This window comes from Weissella paramesenteroides, from assembly GCF_036327715.1.
GTDB classification, from domain to species: Bacteria; Bacillota; Bacilli; order Lactobacillales; family Lactobacillaceae; genus Weissella; species Weissella paramesenteroides.
Genome location: NZ_CP130559.1, coordinates 492,372 through 510,445 on the forward strand (window position 1 = coordinate 492,372; position 18,074 = coordinate 510,445).

The window sequence follows — 18,074 nt, forward strand, 5'->3', positions numbered from 1 at the left end:
AGAACTTTTTGTTTATTTTATGATGAGGTTATAATCGTTATGAAAACGGTTTATTTATATCCAGTTGCGTGCAAAATAATGTGTTAAAATACAAGTATATTGGAATTTTATAGATGGATATTTTAGGGGAATTGAAAAGAGGGAACAATAATGACAGTAACTGTTCATGAAATTGGTAAGATGCCAAATGGCGAAATTGCAGAGCAAATTGTGATTGAAAATAAAAATGGTCATAAAATTGGGGTGACAAATTGGGGTGCCACATGGCAATTCTTTAAAACAAATGATAATCAAGATTTGATGGTTGGATTACATACGACTGACAAATTATGGGAACAAGCATATTCAGTTGGGGACGTTATTGGTCGCGTAGGTAACCGTATTACAGGCGCAAAATTTACGTTGAATGGTAAGACTTATCATTTGAAAGATAATGAATTAGGTAATGCGTTGCACGGTGGTAAAGATAATTTCTCAAATCGGATGTGGGATTATACGATTGATCAGGCGACAAATTCAGTAACATTTACAACCGCGATGACTGAAGAAATTGATCATTTCCCTGGTACAATGCCAACATCAGTAACTTATACATTTTCTGATGATGATGAAGTGTCTTTGACTTTCTCTGCCGAATCAGATGAAGATACTTTATTTAATCCAACTAGCCATGGATACTTCAATCCAGCTGGTATTGACACTGATGCTCGCGATTTGAATTTGCAAATTCATTCACAACGTCGTTTGGAATTACGTCCAGAAGATACAACACCAACTGGAAACTTCCTGGATAATGCAAATACACCATTTGATTTTAACAAACCAACTAGAATTGGTGATAATTTGGCTAAGTTAGATGGTCCATATGATGTGAAATTTGATAATGCTTTTGAAATCAATCAAGTTGCTGGTCGTCCGGCTGCAGTGGTGTCAGATCCTAAGTCTGGCCGTAGTATTGAGGTTTATTCAGACAGAAATGCTATTATCTTCTTTATTGCAGATCCAGAAGTTGCTTATCATGAAGGTGATCGTGAGTGGTTTGACAAGCATCCATATAATGCAATTGCGTTGGAAGCACAGACATTGTCAGATGCGATTAATCATGAAGGATTTGGGGATATTGTTTTGCCTGCAGGTAAGAAACAAACTTATCGCACGGTTTATAAGTTCAAGAATTTAGATTAAGCTAAAATATTGTGTAAAAGATTACATGGAAACACTTTCATTTTTTACTAGGAAAAGCTATAATTGGTCTATACCGCATATAAAAAATAGTAATACAACGATATAGAGGAAGAAGGATTTAATTATGACCACATTATCATTTGATACTTCAAAGTTGGCTTCTTTTGTGGGAGAAGAAGAGTTATCAATGATGCAACCGATGGTTAGTGTTGCAGATGAGTTATTACGTCAGGGAACTGGTGTTGGTGCTGAGTACACAGACTGGCTGCACCTACCAACAGAATATGACAAAGATGAATTTGCTCGAATTCAAGCAGCTGCTAAGAAAATTCAGAGCGATTCAAAAGTGCTTGTTGTTGTTGGAATTGGTGGATCATATTTAGGTGCGCGTGCAGCTAATGATTTCCTTAATGATTATTTTGCTAATTATTATCGTGATGAAGATCGTGACTTCCCACAAGTTTTGTTTGCTGGTAATTCAATTGCGCCAGCATACTTGAATAGCTTAATCAAGTTAATTGGTGATCGTGATTTCTCTGTTAACATTATCTCAAAGTCTGGTACCACGACAGAACCAGCGATTGCTTTCCGTGTATTTAAGCAATTGTTAGAAGACAAGTATGGCGTTGAAGGTGCCCGTGAGCGTATCTATGCAACGACGGATGCTGCCCGGGGATCTTTGAAGACCTTAGCGGATGAAGAAGGTTACGAAGAATTTGTTGTGCCAGATGGTGTTGGTGGGCGTTTCTCAGTACTAACAGCAGTTGGATTGTTACCAATTGCCGTTGGTGGTGGTGATATTGAACAATTGATGGCCGGAGCGGCAGCTGGTGAAAAGGCATATGCAGATGCTGATTTATCAAAAAACCCAGCTTACCAGTATGCAGCCTACCGTAATATTTTGTACCGTAAAGGCTATACAACGGAATTGTTGATTAATTATGATCCAACTTTGACACAATTTGGTGAGTGGTGGAAGCAATTGCAAGGAGAGTCAGAGGGTAAGGATGGCAAGGGAATCTTCCCAGCATCTGGAAACTTCTCTACTGATTTGCATAGTTTTGGACAATATATTCAAGACGGTCGTCGCAATTTGTTTGAAACGTTGATTCGTGTCACAGAACCAGTCACTGACGTAACCATTCCAACGATGGATGCTGATGATGGATTGGGTTATTTGCAAGGAAAGCAAATGAGCTATGTTAATCGCACGGCTTCTGAAGGAACTATGCTTGCCCACGTTGATGGTGGCGTACCTAACATGATTGTTGAGATTGATAAGCAAAATGAATTTGCTTTGGGACAAATGATTTATTTCTTTGAGGTCGCTGTTGGTATTTCAGGTTATTTGAATGGTATTAATCCGTTCAATCAACCGGGAGTCGAGGCATACAAGCGCAATATGTTTGGTTTGCTTGGTAAGCCAGGATACGAAGAACTGACAGAATCATTACAAGCACGTTTGTAATTCTTGAAAATAGAAGTTTAAAAATCGAAGCAGGGTTGTTTCGATTTTTTTGATTGGTGTGTAATTTTTTTTGACGAGCAAAGAATTAAAAAACATTCTGTTAAAAATATATATAAAGCTGGTTTTTAGCGGAGAAAACTGATAATATAATTCAGAAAGACATAAATTTAGGAGAATTCAATCATGGCAACTATTGGTATGAATGACTTGAAAACTGGTTTAACAATTTTGTATAACCAATCAATCTGGCGCGTTTTGGAATTCCAACACGTTAAGCCAGGTAAAGGTGCAGCCTTTGTACGTTCAAAGTTGAAGAACTTACGTACAGGTGCAGTAAACGAAGTAACTTTCCGTCCTGGTGACAAGTTTGAAACGGCAAACATTGACCAAACGGATATGCAATATTTGTATGCTGATGGTGATCAACATGTATTCATGGATAATGAAACATATGAGCAAATTTCTATTCCAGCAGACAAAATCGCTGATGCATTGAAGTTTTTGCTAGAAAACATGAGCGTTAAGATTACAACTTATAATGGTGAAATCTTAGATGTTGAACTACCTAAGACTGTTGAACTTACAGTTAAGGAAACACAACCAGGTATCAAGGGTGCAACTGCTAATGGTGGTGGTAAGCCCGCAACGATGGAAACTGGTTTGGTTATCATCGTGCCTGACTTCATTAATGAAGGTGACAAGCTTGTTGTTAATACTGACAATGGTGGATCATATACTTCACGTGCCTAGTCTTTACTGGCAAAATTGGGTATAATTAACTATATCAATTGAGAAAGCGCCGACCGGCAGCCGGCCGGCGCTTTCAAACTATCTTAGGGAGGTTAGTTCCGTATGGCAGAGGAGACAATCGTATTAACACACTCAAGTGAGGCTTCTGGTGAAACATTAGTTAGTATGCGCGTGTTAGAGATTATCGCAGGTTTAGCTGCACAAGAAGTCGAAGGCGTTTCTCGTTTATCTGGTTCATTATCTGAACGTGCACAAGAGGCGTTTGGCCGACGTGTCCATGGTAAGGGTGTCGCATTACAGCAAACTGCAGATGGCTTAACTGTGGATGTATACGTATACCTTAACTATGGTGTGAGCGTACCGAAAGTATCTCATGCAATTCAGCAACGAGTAACCTCACAGGTTGCAGCAATGACAGAATTACAAGTGAACCTCGTTAATGTCCACGTACAAGGTGTTGTTTCACAAAAAACCACTAGTTCTGTTGATGTTAACAATTTGTTTGGTGAAGAATCAGACACGGAAGGAACCAAATAATGACCGAACTAAATCGACACCAAATTCGTCAAGCAGCGTTCCAATCACTTTTTGGGTTAGCTTTGAATCCAACAGCAGATGTTGATACGACAATTACCCAAGTTTTAGTAGGCGATCCTGAAATTGCTTGGGAAGATGAAATACCAGCAGATTTAACTTCAGTTGTCTTAGGAGTTGTAGCTAAACAAGATGAGCTGGATTTAATGATTACGGATCATTTATCATCAGATTGGACATTGGATCGTTTAAATACAACTGATTTAGTTTTGATGCGTCTGGCTTTGTATGAAGCAAAATTTACGGATGTGCCGGCTAAAATTGCGGTTAATGAGGCTTTACAATTGGCCCATGATTTTACTGATGATAAGTCGCGCAAATTCATCAACGGTATTCTAAACAAGTCCTTGACTTTAAATTAACCCAGTGTATAATTAATATTTGTTAGGAAATAAAGTAATGGCATACCCGCTATTCACCTAGTTAAGATTACTTATCAGGTTAATCATTTTATCGTAAAGATGATAGATGGCGGGTTGTCGTGTGTAACGGCAAGCCGCTTTTACTTTATCGCAAGTTTTTTCGGAGGTAAGGATCATAGCAAACGCACGCCAACCACAACAACAAAAAGATTTAATCAATGATCGCATTCGTGCTCGTGAAGTTCGTCTGATTACTGATGACGGTGACCAAGGTGTCATGTCAACAGCAGATGCACAACGCCTTGCTGACGATGCGGATTTGGATTTGGTATTGGTGCAAGCCAACGCGAAACCACCTGTAGCAAAGATTATGAACTATGGTAAGTTCAAATTTGAAGCTCAGAAAAAGCAACGTGAGCAACGAAAGAATCAAAAAGTTGTCAATATTAAAGAAATTCGTCTTAGCCCAACTATTGATGTTAATGACTTTAATACCAAAAAGAACAATGCAATCAAGTTCTTAAATAAGGGTAATAAAGTTAAAGTGTCAATTCGTTTCCGCGGACGTGCTATCACACACAAGGAAATTGGGCGTGAAGTAATGAACCGTATGGCAATGGATCTTGAAGAAATCGCAAAGGTGGAATCAAGAGCTAAGATGGAAGGGCGCAGCATGTTTATGGTGCTTGCACCCAAAGAGACTAAGTAATTAAACCAGTTTGGAGGACATATCAATGCCTAAGTATAAGACACACCGCGCTTCAGCAAAGCGTTTCAAGAAGACTGCTAATGGTGGGTTGAAGTCAGCTAACGCCTATACGTCACACCGTTTCCACGGTAAGACTAAGAAGCAACGTCGTCAATTGCGTGGAACTTCAATGATGAACCACACAACTTTGAAGACATATACGCACTTGTTGAGCCGTTAATTATTAATTTTTAATAATTATAACTGGTTCCGAATAAAAAATTAGAAATTACTGGAGGAAATACCCATGCGAGTTAAAGGTGGTAACGTTACGCGTTCACGTCGTAAGAAGATGATCAAGTTGGCCAAGGGTTACCGTGGTCAACGTCATATCAACTACAAAGTTGCTAAGCAACAAGTTTGGAAGTCATGGTTCTATGCATTCCGTGACCGTAAGCAAACAAAGCGCAACTTCCGTAAGTTGTGGATTGCACGTATTAATGCTGGTGCACGTATGAACGGTTTGTCATACTCACGTTTCATGAACGGTTTGTCATTGATGGGTTCAACTTTGAACCGTAAGATGTTGGCAGAACTAGCTGTTTCAGACTTTGAAGCTTTCTCAGCTTTGGTTGAATCAGCAAAGAAGGCTTTGGCTGACAACGGTCAAGTTGTTGCAGAAAAGTCAGCTGCTACTTTGGAAAAGGGTGTTGTTATCAACGCTGCTGCACCAAAAGCTGCATCAAAGTCTGTTTCAAAGCCAACTGATAAGAACACTGTTGCTGAAATTAAGGCATACTTGTCAGAAAACGGTATTGAATTTGCTTCTTCAGCAAAGAAGGCTGACTTGTTAGCATTGGTTTAATGCTTAGTAAGTAATAAAACGCTATGATATTAATCATGGCGTTTTTATTTTATCCAAATTTGCTGTACTAAGAACACGATATATCCCATGGTGATGGCCGGGATAAATGCAATCATTTGTTTGTGAGTCAGTAAATGAAAAACTAATTGGCAAGCGCAGGCAATTGTACAAATAAACCAAAATTGTTGAAACGTAACATATAAACTTAAGGTTGCTAAAACATCTAAATCGCCATTGCCAATAAAGCGTTCACCACTAAGTATATTAATTACCAAACAAAGACAATAAATTGAAAATAATAACCAGATAGGGGTGCGATAAAATAAAGCACCAAATAGTAATGGTAAGATCAACCATAGGCTATTAATGTATTGATGACAAACGTCTTGGTAAGAAAGAGTTAATAATGTCGTTAATAGTAATAAGTCAAAAAACATCAGTGTATATTCCTTTTTCTAAATTAATTAGAAATAAAGACACTATAAAACCTATATTTAGCAAAAATGACACGCCCGGTATTGTTTGCAAACTAAAAGCCAATCTATCAACGTTTTTATGTGATAAAAGGGTTGCATAAGGAACAAAATGGTGTTATATTATTAATTGTGCTTTTAGTTAGCAGGGTGTTTGCGGTTACGCGACGTGCTGAACTCGTAAACGAGAAGTACCAAATAAAGTCTATTTACCAGTATTGTTGTCTAATAAATGACACGCCTGGAAATGTGGACTAACTACTATAAAAAGAAAAATTGAAAGGGGACTCTTCGAAATGCCTACAATTAACCAATTGGTTCGTAAGCCTCGTAAGTCACAGAGCACAAAGTCAAAGTCACCTGCTTTGAACTTTGGTTATAACTCACAATCAAAGAAGGCCACTCATGTTTCTTCACCACAAAAGCGTGGTGTTGCTACCCGTGTTGGTACGATGACTCCTAAGAAGCCTAACTCAGCTTTGCGTAAGTACGCCCGTGTACGTTTGTCAAACTTGATTGAGGTTACTGCATATATTCCAGGTATTGGACACAACCTTCAAGAACACTCAGTTGTTTTGATCCGTGGTGGTCGTGTTAAGGACTTGCCTGGAGTTCGTTACCACATTATCCGTGGTGCACTAGATACTGCTGGTGTTGACGGTCGTATGCAATCACGTTCTAAGTACGGTGCAAAGCGCCCTAAGAACAAGAAAAAATAACCAGGGAGGACTAAATAATGCCACGTAAGAGTTACACTAAGCAGGCTGAAGTTCTGCCAGATCCAATTTACAACTCAAAGCTTGTTTCACGTTTAATCAATCGCTTGATGCTTGATGGTAAGCGTGGAACTGCTTCAACAATTTTATACGATGCTTTTGATCGTATTAAGGAAGTTACTGGTAACGAACCATTAGCTGTCTTTGAAGAAGCATTGAACAATATTATGCCCGTATTGGAAGTTAAAGCACGCCGTATCGGTGGTTCTAACTACCAAGTTCCTGTCGAAGTTCGTCCAGAGCGTCGTGTGACATTGGGATTGCGCTGGTTGGTGCAATACTCACGTGCCCGCGGTGAGCACACTATGGAAGAACGTTTGGCAAAGGAAATTATGGATGCTGCTAACAATACTGGTGCATCTGTTAAGAAGCGTGAAGACACACACAAGATGGCTGAAGCCAACCGTGCCTTTGCACACTACCGTTGGTAATATTCCAATTTTGTGGCTGCAGTCAAATGACAGTAGCCACTTTTGGTGTATTTAAGGTATAATAAAAGTAGACAACCAAACATTTAATCAATTACAAAGTTAAATGTTAAGAAACTCAAGGAGAATTTACTCATGGCTAACAAGCGTGAATACCCTTTGCTACGTACTCGTAACATTGGAATCATGGCCCACATCGACGCTGGTAAGACAACGACGACAGAGCGTATTTTGTACTACACTGGTAAGATTCACAAAATTGGTGAAACGCACGATGGTGCCTCACAAATGGACTTTATGGATCAAGAAAAGGAACGTGGAATCACGATCCAATCTGCCGCAACTACTGCTGTTTGGCACGGTTTCTATGACCAATTTAAGAATGATCCATACCGTGTTAACATCATTGACACACCAGGTCACGTGGACTTTACTATTGAAGTTGAGCGTTCACTACGTGTTCTTGATGGTGCCGTAGCCGTTTTGGATGGTGCTGCCGGTGTTGAGCCACAAACTGAAACGGTTTGGCGTCAAGCTGAGACTTATCAAGTACCACGTATTGTGTTCGTTAATAAGATGGACAAGCTAGGTGCTGATTTTGGTATGTCTGTTGACTCATTGAAGGAACGTTTGGATGCAAACGCAAAAGCTATTCAATGGCCAATTGGTGCAGAAGATGACTTTGCTGGTGTCATTGACTTGATTGAAAAGAAGGCAATGTACCCAACTACTGAACTTGGTGAGGAATGGGAAGAACGTGAAATCCCAGCTGAATACACTGACTTAGTAGAAGAAAAGTACAACGAATTGGTTGAAGCTGTTGCTGATGTTGATGATGAAATCATGGACAAGTACTTGGAAGGTGAAGAAATCACTGAAGCCGAGTTAAAGGCAGCTATTCGTCGTGCAACAATCTCACTACAATTCTACCCAGTTCTTGCAGGTTCAGCCTACAAGGATAAGGGTGTTCAAATGATGTTGGACGCGGTTGTTGATTACTTGCCATCTCCATTGGATGTTAAGCCATATGTTGCTAACGATCCAGAGACTGGTGAAGAAATTGACTTGATTGCGAACGATGAAGATCCATTCGCTGCTTTGGCTTTCAAGGTTATGACTGATCCATTCGTTGGTCGTTTGACATTCTTGCGTGTATATACTGGATCATTGGAGTCAGGTTCATACATTATGAACACTTCAAAGGGTAAGCGTGAGCGTGTTGGTCGTTTGCTACAAATGCACGCAACTGACCGTAAAGAAATCCCTGAGGTATTCTCAGGTGATATCGCTGCTGCCATTGGTTTGAAAGATACAACTACTGGAGATTCTTTGACTTCACCAGATCGTCAATTGATTTTGGAGTCAATGGAGTTCCCTGACCCAGTTATTCAATTAGCCGTTGAGCCTAAGACTAAGGCAGACCAAGCAAAGATGACTGTTGCTTTGCAAAAGCTTGCTGAAGAAGACCCATCATTCCGTGCAGAAACGAATCAAGAAACTGGTGACACTTTGATTTCTGGAATGGGTGAGCTTCACTTAGATATTATTGTTGACCGTATGAAGCGTGAGTTCCACGTTGATGTTACTGTTGGTGCACCACAAGTTGCTTACCGTGAAGCATTCACAAAGACTGTTCAAGCTCGTGGATACTTCAAGCGTCAATCAGGTGGTAAGGGACAATATGGTGATGTTTGGATTGAGTTCGCACCAAACGAAGAAGGTGCTGGATTCGAATTCGAAGATGCCATCGTTGGTGGTGTTGTTCCTCGTGAATACATCCCTTCAGTTGAAGCTGGTTTGAAGGATTCATTGAACAATGGTCCTTTGGCTGGATTCCCATTGGTTGATTTGAAGGCAAAGTTGTATGATGGTTCATACCACGATGTCGACTCATCTGAAGCTGCCTTCAAGATTGCTGCTTCATTGGCACTACGTGAAGCTGCAAAGACTGCTGGTGCTGTTATTTTGGAGCCTATCATGAAGGTTGACATTGTTGTTCCTGAGGATAACTTGGGTGATGCAATGGGTCACGTTTCAGCTCGTCGTGGTTTGCTTGAAGGTCAAGAACAACGTGGTAAGCAAATGTTGATCCACGCTAAGGTTCCGCTATCAGAAATGTTTGGATATGCAACTACTTTGCGTTCAGCTACGCAAGGTCGTGGAACATTCCAAATGGCATTTGATCACTATGAAGCAGTTCCTAAGAACGTTCAAGAAGATATCATTGCTAAGTATGGTGAGTCAAACAACTAAACTTAGTTTTTAGATATGTATATAAAGAAGATGTTGATTTAATAATCAACATCTTTTTTTTTGAAGTTTTAAGCGCATATCTTTCGTTATCGACTATTTTTTGATAAGTTTGTATAATTAAAGTTATGTAAAGAAAGGTGGTACTGATAGTGGCACAACCAATTATCGAATTTAAAAATGTTGCCAAACAATATGATGATAATATTGTTTTAAAGTCAGTAGATTTAGAAATAGAGGCTGGCAAATTTTATACTTTATTAGGACCATCAGGGTCTGGTAAAACAACTATCCTACGTCTTATCGCTGGCTTTTTGGAAGCGACTTCAGGAGATATTTTATTCGAGGGTAAACGGATGAATGATTTACCGCCTGAAAAACGGCGTGTAAATACTGTTTTTCAAAATTATGCACTATTTCCGAATATGAACGTCTTTGATAACGTTGCATTTGGTATGTCAATTAAAGGCATCAATAAAGGTGATATAAAAGCCAAAGTCTCTGAAATGTTGGCGCTCGTAAAGTTAGATGGTTTTGAGGACCGAGAAATATCTGAGCTATCTGGTGGACAGCAACAACGAGTTGCAATCGCTAGAGCACTAGCAAATGACCCAGAAGTTCTACTATTGGATGAGCCGCTATCAGCATTAGACTACAAGTTACGTAAGGATATGCAATATGAATTACGTGAAATACAAAAAAGATTAGGAATCACTTTTATTTTTGTCACGCACGATCAGGAAGAAGCGTTGGCAATGTCGGACTGGATTTTTGTTACGAATGATGGTGAGATTGTCCAAAACGGTACACCAGTGGATATTTATGATGAGCCAATTAATCACTTTGTTGCAGATTTTATTGGTGAATCCAATATTTTACCAGGTGTCATGCGAAAAGATTATTTAGTATCATTTGCGGGTAAAGAGTTTGAAAATGTTGATGGTGGGATGCGACCAAATGAGCAAGTTGAAGTTGTCCTGCGACCTGAAGACTTAGATTTGGTAGCGGTTGACAAAGGTAAATTAGTTGTAACCATTGATGGTCAATCGTTCCGAGGAGATTATTACGAAATCACAGCTCATGATGATGATCAAAATGACTGGCAAATTCAAGCGACAAACCCAGCAGTTATCGGGGAAAGACGTGGGTTATTCTTTGATCCAGAAGATATTCATATTATGCGGTTAAATGAATCTGAGGAAGATTTCGATGCACGTATGGAAGAGTATGAGGATTCAGAGGAGGATGGTTTGCATGAATCGTAATCATACATTTAGTTATACAATCCCTTACTTCTTGTGGTTGGGATTGTTTGTTATTGCACCAGTTATCCTACTTGTTATCCAGTCATTTGGTAATCTATCTGGACACTTTACGTTAGCAAATTATGATGCTTATTTTAGTTCGGGTACGTACTTACGCATGACCTTTAATTCGGTGTTTTTTGCATTCGTCGTTACGGTCATAACGCTATTAATCAGTTATCCAATGGCTTATATTATGAGCAGGTTAAAGCATGCACAATTTTGGTTATTACTGGTTATTTTGCCCACGTGGGTTAATTTATTATTAAAAGCCTATGCATTTATTGGTTTATTTTCTAAAACTGGCACGGTCAATAATTTTTTAACTTTAATTGGTATTGGTCCACAACAGATTATGTTTACTGATGCATCGTTTTTGATTGTGGCAGCGTATATTGAAATTCCGTTTATGATAATGCCTATTTTTAATTCCCTTGTTGAGCTGGATCAAAGTTATATTAATGCTGCCCGTGATCTTGGTGCAAATTCATGGCAAACATTAGTCAGGGTCATTTTTCCTATGTCAATGGGTGGTGTTAAAGCTGGTATTCAGGCTGTGTTTATTCCAACGCTATCATTATTCATGATTACACGATTGATTGGTGGTAACCGTGTCATTACACTAGGAACGGCAATTGAGGAACATTTCTTAGTCACACAAAATTGGGGTATGGGCTCGACAATTGGTGTTATTCTTATTCTTGCAATGGGACTAACGATGTTATTGACCAGAGATCGTAAAAAGAAAGGGGCAAAACATGGCAAGTAAATCAAAAAAATGGGCTAATCTCTATTTGGTTTTTGTATTTATTTTAATGTACGCACCAATCTTTTATTTAATCTTTTATTCGTTCAATAAAGGCGACTTTATGACCGATTTTTCAGGATTTTCATGGCGTCATTATGTCGATATGTTTGCTGACACACGGTTGATGCAAATATTGGTCAACACATTCATTGTTGCATTGTTATCTGCTTTGATTGCGACTTTGATTGGTCTTTTTGGTGCGTTAGGAATTTATAATACAAAACGGCAAAGTGTTAAAAACATACTACTGTCATTGAATAATATTTTGATGGTCTCACCAGATGTTATTATTGGTGCAAGTTTTTTGATCTTCTTTACAATTGTGGGATTAAAATTAGGCTTTGGGTCAGTCGTTCTGTCACATATTGCTTTTTCAATTCCAATAGTTGTTTTGATGGTCTTACCAAAACTAAATGAGATGAATCCTGCATTGGTAGATGCAGCTCGTGATTTAGGGGCGAATAATTATCAAGTCTTGTCTCGCGTTGTTTTGCCTTATGCTTGGCCTGGTATTTTATCAGGTTTCTTTATGGCAATCACTTATTCCTTAGATGATTTTGCAGTTACCTTTTTCGTTACAGGTAATGGTTTCTCAACGCTATCAGTTGAAATTTACTCGCGTGCACGACAGGGAATTGATTTATCAATTAACGCAATGTCAGCGCTTATGTTTTTACTATCTTTGATTTTAGTAATTATCTATTACTTTATTTCAAATTATAGTTCAAAAAATGGTAAGAAAAAGCGTGGTGCAAGAATGGTGGTGCATCAGTAATGAAAAGAATTATTTGGTTATCAGGGGTTATCTTAGTAGCTGTATTATTACTTTTTGGTATTAATCTAGGTTTTCAGCATTCTGAAAATTCAAGTACTAGTGCAAAAGGTACAGGCAACAAAAAACTCACTATATACAATTGGGGTGACTATATTGACCCATCTTTGATAAAAGAATTCCAAAAAGAAACGGGTTATAAAGTAGATTATGAAACATTTGACTCTAATGAAGCAATGTTTACAAAAATTCAACAAGGAGGTACGCACTATGATTTAGCGGTTCCTTCTGATTATATGATTCAAAAAATGAAATCAGCCAATTTGCTCGTACCATTGGATCATAGTAAGTTAACTGGATTGAAAAATTATGACAAACAATTTATGAATCAATCGTTTGATCCAGGTAATAAATACTCAATACCTTATTTTTGGGGCACATTGGGAATCGTTTATAACGATAAATATATTAAACCTGGCGAGATAAAGACTTGGAATGATTTATGGCGACCAAAGTATAAGAAAAGTATTATGTTGATTGACTCATCCCGTGACATTATGGGAATGGCTTTAGCTTCAAGCGGGCAATCTGTTAATACAAAAAGTATTCCTGAGTTAGCAGCTGCTAAAGGAAAGCTAGATACATTGATGCCTAATGTTAAGGCAATTGTTGCTGATGAGATTAAGATGTATATGGCTCAGAATGAAGCGCCATTAGCGGTTGATTACTCTGGAGATGCCTCTGAGATGATAGCCGAAAATAAGCATTTACATTATATTGTTCCCAGTGATGGTGGCAACTTGTGGTTTGATAATATTGTCATGCCTAAAACTGTTACCAATAAGCGAGCAGCGTATGCTTTTCTCAATTTTATGAGTGAGCCAAAGCATGCAGAACAAAATGCTGAATATGTTGGTTATGCAACTCCTAATAAAGAGGCGGTAAAATTATTGCCACGTTCAATCAAAAATAATAAAGCTTGGTATCCTTCAAAAAAGACTTTGTCACATTTAGAAGTTTATAAAGATTTAGGACCATCTTGGGTAGGCACATATAATGATTATTTCTTAGAATTTAAGATGACAAGTCGCTAATTTAAGTGATTATTTTATCTTTAGGCTAAGCAAAAAATTATACAATGGTTCATAATATTTATGCTTTAATGTTAATAAAGAATGGGAGTTAACAAAATGAAGAAGGGTCGATCAGAAATGATTGTTGCTAGCGTAGTGGTTGTTGTCGTTCTAGCTGTCATTGGCATTGCGTTTCTATCATTGCATTCTAACCAGCAGTCAACCACTCAGACGAAACAGACGTTGTCAAAAAAAGAATTAAATAAACAACCGCTACCACAACTTTCGAACACAGTTCATAAGAATGAAACGGTTGTTGAAATAAAAACAACGGTCGGTGATGTTAAGGTGAAATTATTTAATAAATACGCACCACTTGCGGTAAAGAATTTTGTGAAACATGCAGAGACAGGATATTACAATAACACAATTTTCCATCGTGTCATTAATGATTTTATGATACAAGGTGGTGATCCTACTGGTACAGGAACTGGTGGTTCGTCAATTTGGAAAAATAAAAATTCAAAAATTGATTCTGGCTCAGGGTTTAAGAATGAAATTTCGGCATCTTTGTATAATATCAGAGGGGCATTATCAATGGCTAATGCTGGTGCAGATACAAATGGCTCACAATTTTTTATCAACCAAAATCATGAAAATGTCGCTTCGCAATTAAAGAAGAAAAATTATCCAGATAAAATTATTAAAGCATATCAAAAGGGTGGTAATCCCTCACTTGATGGCAACTATACAGTATTTGGACAGGTTATTAGTGGTATGGATGTGGTAGATAAAATTGCTAGTGCTGAAGTTAAGGATAATGCGGATGGTTCTGAAAAATCTGCACCTGTGAATCCGGTTAAAATTTTAAGTACAACTGTAATTAAAAAATAGTTTGTTGTGGCAATATAATAAAACAACGTCATCAGAATGCAATTTGATTCTTGATGACGTTGTTTTATTATACTTATTTGTGACTGTGATTTTTAAAACGAGGTGGCTACTTCACATAGTCCTTTTGTTTCGAACCGGAGTAAGCCATCGCAGTGTTAGTAACGATTAATTGGAAATAATTATCAAAACCGGGTTGATTATAACTGCGCAATAAGCCAGCAAAATCAGCCGGTGACCACTCAGAAACACTAATTGCACCATCTTGATATTGCAAAGAGTGAGCAATCGATGAGGTGCTTTCAACTAAGTAAAAAGTGTCATTCGTATCTAAATATAGTAATTGTAATTTAATGTTTCGGTTTGCGCCCAATGCAGTCGTTGAAGTTAAGAAGGGATCCTCCAACCAACGTTTGCTAAGGTGTCCGTGTCGAAATTTGTGAATTGTTTCTAGTGTATTGCCTATAATTTTCATAATTCTTCCTCTACTTTGATATTGATTAGAAATATAAAATTATTATAACCTAATTTTAATAAAAATACATTGAATTCTATTACATATAGGTATAATAAGCATCCGTAGATAATAAAAATACCAACCACAGGGTGGCTGGTATTTATTTTTACTGCACAATTAAAATATCTGCTTTAGCATTTTGAACAACAAAAGTCGTAACTGAACCAACCAGTAGTCGTTCCAGCGTGTTTAATCCAGATTTACCTAACATAATTAGACCAGTGTCATGGTCTTTAGGAAAGTCGCGAGCAATAACGGTTTTTGGCGATCCAAAACGAACGTGGATGTTAACTTCTTTAGCACCTTGCTTACGTGCAATTTCTGCGTACTTAGATAACTTTTCTTCTGCATCTTGCACTAGTTGGTAAACAACGTCACCAGAAATTGACATACCGGCTAATCCTGAAATTGAATTGGTATCAATGACGTACAATAAATCTAAAACGGTTTGGTTACGTACCGCAACAGCAGCAGCCTTTTCAACTATGGCCTCAGAAATTTTTGAACCATCAATTGGCGCCAAAATATTCCTGTATGCAATTTTGTCCTCTGCCATGGAAGTCACCATCCTTATAAATTAGTTATTAATTACATAAAATTCTTTATATGCTTATATTATATACCTAATAACACTTTATTGTAAGCGCCATCTTAAATTTTAGCTTAGTAATGATACATGTATGCGTTATGTATAGTTGAAAAATTATAGGCTATTTTAAATAAAAAGATTGTTTGCTGGTAGTCATTGTGCTATAATTATTTTTATGCGATGAGTCGAGAGGATCTTAAATGATCTTTGATAAACGGCCCTCATTAACAGTCGTATTACTGGAGGGTGTAAAGCAAGTTGTGGAACTTGCTTTACTGCACATGACTACCTTTAGGGTTACCCAATGGGTGTACGTTGACTGGTGGGTAACCATCACGTGAGCTAAGACGCGTCAATCTTAGCAATGCCAAATGAAACACACTGTCATTATTTGACAGTGTGTTTTTTTGTCGAAAAACCAATCTAGAGAAAACATTGTTATGTAAGTAATGCATTTTGAATAACATGTATTTTAAAAATATGTTTGGTTAAGTTATTTTCTGTAAAATGGTATATAATAATGAGTGAGTTGGATATATCTTTTAGGATACAGGGGGACGTATCACATGGAAAAATTAATTCAAATTCGGGTTGAAGAAGAAGTACGCAATGCAGCAGATACAGTATTTAAAGAAAACGGGTTAACGACACAGCAAGCCGTTAAGATGTTTTTGACCCAGGTGGCACATAGTGGGGAGTCACCATTCAATGATCTATTTCGGGCAAAGCACAAATAAGTTTATTAATAGATTCTGATAATACTAGAAATGGACGCGTCCGTTTCTGGTTTTTATTTATCACAATTAAGTATATAAATTACCGAACATTTAGCCAAATATTAGCCTAATTTTGATATACTGGTGCTAAGAATAACTGGAGGAAATAGATGAAGACAGTTACTTTTAAAAATTTCTCATTTTGGCAACGAATTATTATTAATACAGTTATGTTATTAGCAATGGCGGGACTATTTAGAAATGGTCTCTATATTAGAAATATTTGGACGGCAATACTGGCTGCTGTGATCCTAGGGATTTTAAATGCCTTGGTGAAGCCATTCTTACAATTACTTGCTTTGCCACTAACTATTCTATCATTTGGCTTGTTTGGGCTAGTTATAAACGGCGTTGTATTGTGGCTGACAGCCTGGGTCGTTGGTGACGGGTTCAGATTTGCTAGTTTTGGTTGGGCAATGTTTATTGCTATTGTGATGTCCGTGGTTAACATGATAATTTCTAGTTACTTTAGTAAAAATGATAATCAATAATTAAGACAGGTAGTAGAAAATGGCAAAAGAATTAACAGTAAAAGATTTATTGGATAATACTCGCCTAAAAATTGTAGCAGGTGAGGAATACCTAGATCGCAAGATTACAACCCCGGATATTTCAAGACCCGGTCTTGAAATGACAGGTTATTTTAATTATTATGCACCTGAGCGAATTCAGTTGATGGGAATTACTGAAACTTCATTTGCTCATCGAATGAATCATTCAGAATTATTATTGATTGCAAGAAAGATGATGCAACCAAATACGCCAACCTTTGTTGTATCAACAGGTCGAAAATTACCGGAAGAGTTCATGCAATCTGCAAAGGAAAATCAGATTCCGGTATTGGCAACGGAATTAATATCTTCAAAAATATTAGCTAATATGACTTATTTCTTAAGTGGTGGATTAGCGGAACGTCAATCTGTACATGGTGTTTTAGTTGATATTTATGGGTTAGGTGTGTTAATTACTGGTGATTCAGGTGTTGGAAAGTCAGAAACAGCATTGGAATTAGTACAACGAGGACATCGATTGATTGCTGATGATCGTGTTGATGTTTATGCACAAGATGAGGAACGCTTAGTTGGTGAACCGCCTGCAATTTTGCGTAATTTGATGGAATTACGTGGTGTAGGGATAATTGATGTGATGGACTTGTTTGGTGCTGGTGCGGTTCGCTCACACGCGACAATTGCTTTTAATCTACATCTTGCTAAGTGGCATGATGATCAAAAAGTGGATCGTTTAGGTAATGGTGAAGAAGTTATTACGATTCAAGGCGTTGATTTACCACGTTTTGTTTTACCTGTTCAAGCTGGACGAAATTTAGCGGTGCTTATTGAAACGGCAGCCAAAAATTTCCGGGCTAAGCAAATGGGATTTGATGCAACAGAAACCTTTAACAACAACTTAAATAGTTTGATTGCCGAAAACTCAAAATAGGCTAGTAACGTTGTTCTGTAGCGATCCATTCATGATAAGATTGCTAAGATATTAGAATATGGTAT

The 18,074-nt window shown here is 37.8% G+C and carries 22 protein-coding genes and 1 pseudogene; 20 read left to right on the plus strand and 3 right to left on the minus strand.

The window, feature by feature from the left end:
* Positions 1–150 precede the first annotated feature (150 nt).
* The 9 genes and pseudogenes from QRX23_RS02305 (at position 151) to QRX23_RS02345 (ending at position 5,912) form a co-directional block, all read left to right on the plus strand.
* Complete coding sequence (locus QRX23_RS02305; protein ID WP_330155812.1) at positions 151–1,185, plus strand: aldose epimerase family protein; 1,035 nt, start codon at positions 151–153, stop codon at positions 1,183–1,185.
* A 124-nt stretch (positions 1,186–1,309) separates the two neighbouring features.
* Entirely contained in the window at positions 1,310–2,653 is a 1,344-nt protein-coding gene (locus QRX23_RS02310) for a glucose-6-phosphate isomerase (RefSeq protein ID WP_002828937.1), read from the plus strand.
* Between the two features lie 183 nt (positions 2,654–2,836).
* Positions 2,837–3,403: an elongation factor P gene (efp, locus tag QRX23_RS02315; protein ID WP_002828936.1), complete on the plus strand. Its 567-nt coding sequence runs from the start codon at positions 2,837–2,839 to the stop codon at positions 3,401–3,403.
* A gap of 102 nt (positions 3,404–3,505) precedes the next feature.
* The gene (locus QRX23_RS02320) at positions 3,506–3,940 is read left to right on the plus strand and encodes an Asp23/Gls24 family envelope stress response protein (protein ID WP_131473831.1); all 435 of its coding nucleotides are present in this window, start codon (positions 3,506–3,508) and stop codon (positions 3,938–3,940) included.
* Entirely contained in the window at positions 3,940–4,359 is a 420-nt protein-coding gene (nusB, locus tag QRX23_RS02325; protein ID WP_002828934.1) for a transcription antitermination factor NusB, read from the plus strand. Before QRX23_RS02320 ends, nusB begins: the two co-directional genes overlap by 1 nt.
* A 175-nt stretch (positions 4,360–4,534) precedes the next feature.
* The gene (infC, locus tag QRX23_RS02330) at positions 4,535–5,068 is read left to right on the plus strand and encodes a translation initiation factor IF-3 (RefSeq protein WP_050755328.1); all 534 of its coding nucleotides are present in this window, start codon (positions 4,535–4,537) and stop codon (positions 5,066–5,068) included.
* Between the two features lie 25 nt (positions 5,069–5,093).
* Complete coding sequence (rpmI, locus tag QRX23_RS02335; protein ID WP_002828932.1) at positions 5,094–5,288, plus strand: 50S ribosomal protein L35; 195 nt, start codon at positions 5,094–5,096, stop codon at positions 5,286–5,288.
* Between the two features lie 66 nt (positions 5,289–5,354).
* Positions 5,355–5,768 (plus strand): annotated as a pseudogene (gene rplT / locus QRX23_RS02340) (50S ribosomal protein L20); the annotation flags it as partial.
* Positions 5,745–5,912 carry a HeH/LEM domain-containing protein gene (locus tag QRX23_RS02345; RefSeq protein WP_258182385.1) on the plus strand — a complete coding sequence of 56 codons (168 nt, stop codon included), beginning with the start codon at positions 5,745–5,747 and terminating at the stop codon, positions 5,910–5,912. The pseudogene rplT and the gene QRX23_RS02345, both read left to right, overlap by 24 nt.
* A gap of 44 nt (positions 5,913–5,956) precedes the next feature.
* Here QRX23_RS02345 and QRX23_RS02350 read toward each other — a convergent pair whose 3' ends face one another.
* Positions 5,957–6,349 carry a hypothetical protein gene (locus QRX23_RS02350; RefSeq protein WP_140837613.1) on the minus strand — a complete coding sequence of 131 codons (393 nt, stop codon included), beginning with the start codon at positions 6,347–6,349 and terminating at the stop codon, positions 5,957–5,959.
* Positions 6,350–6,681: 332 nt separating this feature from the next.
* Here QRX23_RS02350 and rpsL point away from each other — a divergent pair, with 332 nt between their 5' ends.
* The 8 genes from rpsL to QRX23_RS02390 all read left to right on the plus strand — a co-directional run bounded on the left by rpsL (position 6,682) and on the right by QRX23_RS02390 (position 14,690).
* Positions 6,682–7,104, plus strand: coding sequence for a 30S ribosomal protein S12 (gene rpsL, locus QRX23_RS02355; protein WP_002828929.1), 423 nt, complete (start codon positions 6,682–6,684; stop codon positions 7,102–7,104).
* A gap of 17 nt (positions 7,105–7,121) precedes the next feature.
* Positions 7,122–7,592 carry a 30S ribosomal protein S7 gene (gene rpsG, locus QRX23_RS02360; protein ID WP_002828928.1) on the plus strand — a complete coding sequence of 157 codons (471 nt, stop codon included), beginning with the start codon at positions 7,122–7,124 and terminating at the stop codon, positions 7,590–7,592.
* Positions 7,593–7,724: 132 nt separating this feature from the next.
* Entirely contained in the window at positions 7,725–9,842 is a 2,118-nt protein-coding gene (gene fusA, locus QRX23_RS02365; RefSeq protein ID WP_330155813.1) for an elongation factor G, read from the plus strand.
* Positions 9,843–9,991: 149 nt separating this feature from the next.
* Positions 9,992–11,104, plus strand: a complete 1,113-nt coding sequence (locus QRX23_RS02370; RefSeq protein WP_330155814.1) for an ABC transporter ATP-binding protein — start codon at positions 9,992–9,994, stop codon at positions 11,102–11,104.
* Positions 11,094–11,912, plus strand: a complete 819-nt coding sequence (locus QRX23_RS02375; protein WP_330155815.1) for an ABC transporter permease — start codon at positions 11,094–11,096, stop codon at positions 11,910–11,912. The genes QRX23_RS02370 and QRX23_RS02375 overlap by 11 nt, the downstream gene beginning before the upstream one ends.
* Entirely contained in the window at positions 11,902–12,726 is an 825-nt protein-coding gene (locus QRX23_RS02380) for an ABC transporter permease (protein WP_002828924.1), read from the plus strand. The genes QRX23_RS02375 and QRX23_RS02380 overlap by 11 nt, the downstream gene beginning before the upstream one ends.
* Positions 12,726–13,817 carry an ABC transporter substrate-binding protein gene (locus tag QRX23_RS02385; RefSeq protein WP_330155816.1) on the plus strand — a complete coding sequence of 364 codons (1,092 nt, stop codon included), beginning with the start codon at positions 12,726–12,728 and terminating at the stop codon, positions 13,815–13,817. The genes QRX23_RS02380 and QRX23_RS02385 overlap by 1 nt, the downstream gene beginning before the upstream one ends.
* A 96-nt stretch (positions 13,818–13,913) precedes the next feature.
* The gene (locus QRX23_RS02390; protein ID WP_330155817.1) at positions 13,914–14,690 is read left to right on the plus strand and encodes a peptidylprolyl isomerase; all 777 of its coding nucleotides are present in this window, start codon (positions 13,914–13,916) and stop codon (positions 14,688–14,690) included.
* Positions 14,691–14,796: 106 nt separating this feature from the next.
* Here QRX23_RS02390 and QRX23_RS02395 read toward each other — a convergent pair whose 3' ends face one another.
* Entirely contained in the window at positions 14,797–15,162 is a 366-nt protein-coding gene (locus QRX23_RS02395) for a hypothetical protein (protein ID WP_131473822.1), read from the minus strand.
* A gap of 148 nt (positions 15,163–15,310) precedes the next feature.
* Positions 15,311–15,760: a universal stress protein gene (locus QRX23_RS02400; protein WP_330155818.1), complete on the minus strand. Its 450-nt coding sequence runs from the start codon at positions 15,758–15,760 to the stop codon at positions 15,311–15,313.
* Between the two features lie 599 nt (positions 15,761–16,359).
* Between QRX23_RS02400 and QRX23_RS02405 the strand changes: the two genes are divergently transcribed.
* The 3 genes from QRX23_RS02405 (at position 16,360) to hprK (ending at position 18,009) form a co-directional block, all read left to right on the plus strand.
* Positions 16,360–16,530: a type II toxin-antitoxin system RelB/DinJ family antitoxin gene (locus QRX23_RS02405; protein ID WP_002828919.1), complete on the plus strand. Its 171-nt coding sequence runs from the start codon at positions 16,360–16,362 to the stop codon at positions 16,528–16,530.
* Between the two features lie 149 nt (positions 16,531–16,679).
* Entirely contained in the window at positions 16,680–17,060 is a 381-nt protein-coding gene (locus QRX23_RS02410) for a phage holin family protein (protein WP_330155819.1), read from the plus strand.
* Between the two features lie 19 nt (positions 17,061–17,079).
* Positions 17,080–18,009 carry an HPr(Ser) kinase/phosphatase gene (gene hprK / locus QRX23_RS02415; RefSeq protein ID WP_330155820.1) on the plus strand — a complete coding sequence of 310 codons (930 nt, stop codon included), beginning with the start codon at positions 17,080–17,082 and terminating at the stop codon, positions 18,007–18,009.
* Positions 18,010–18,074 lie beyond the last annotated feature (65 nt).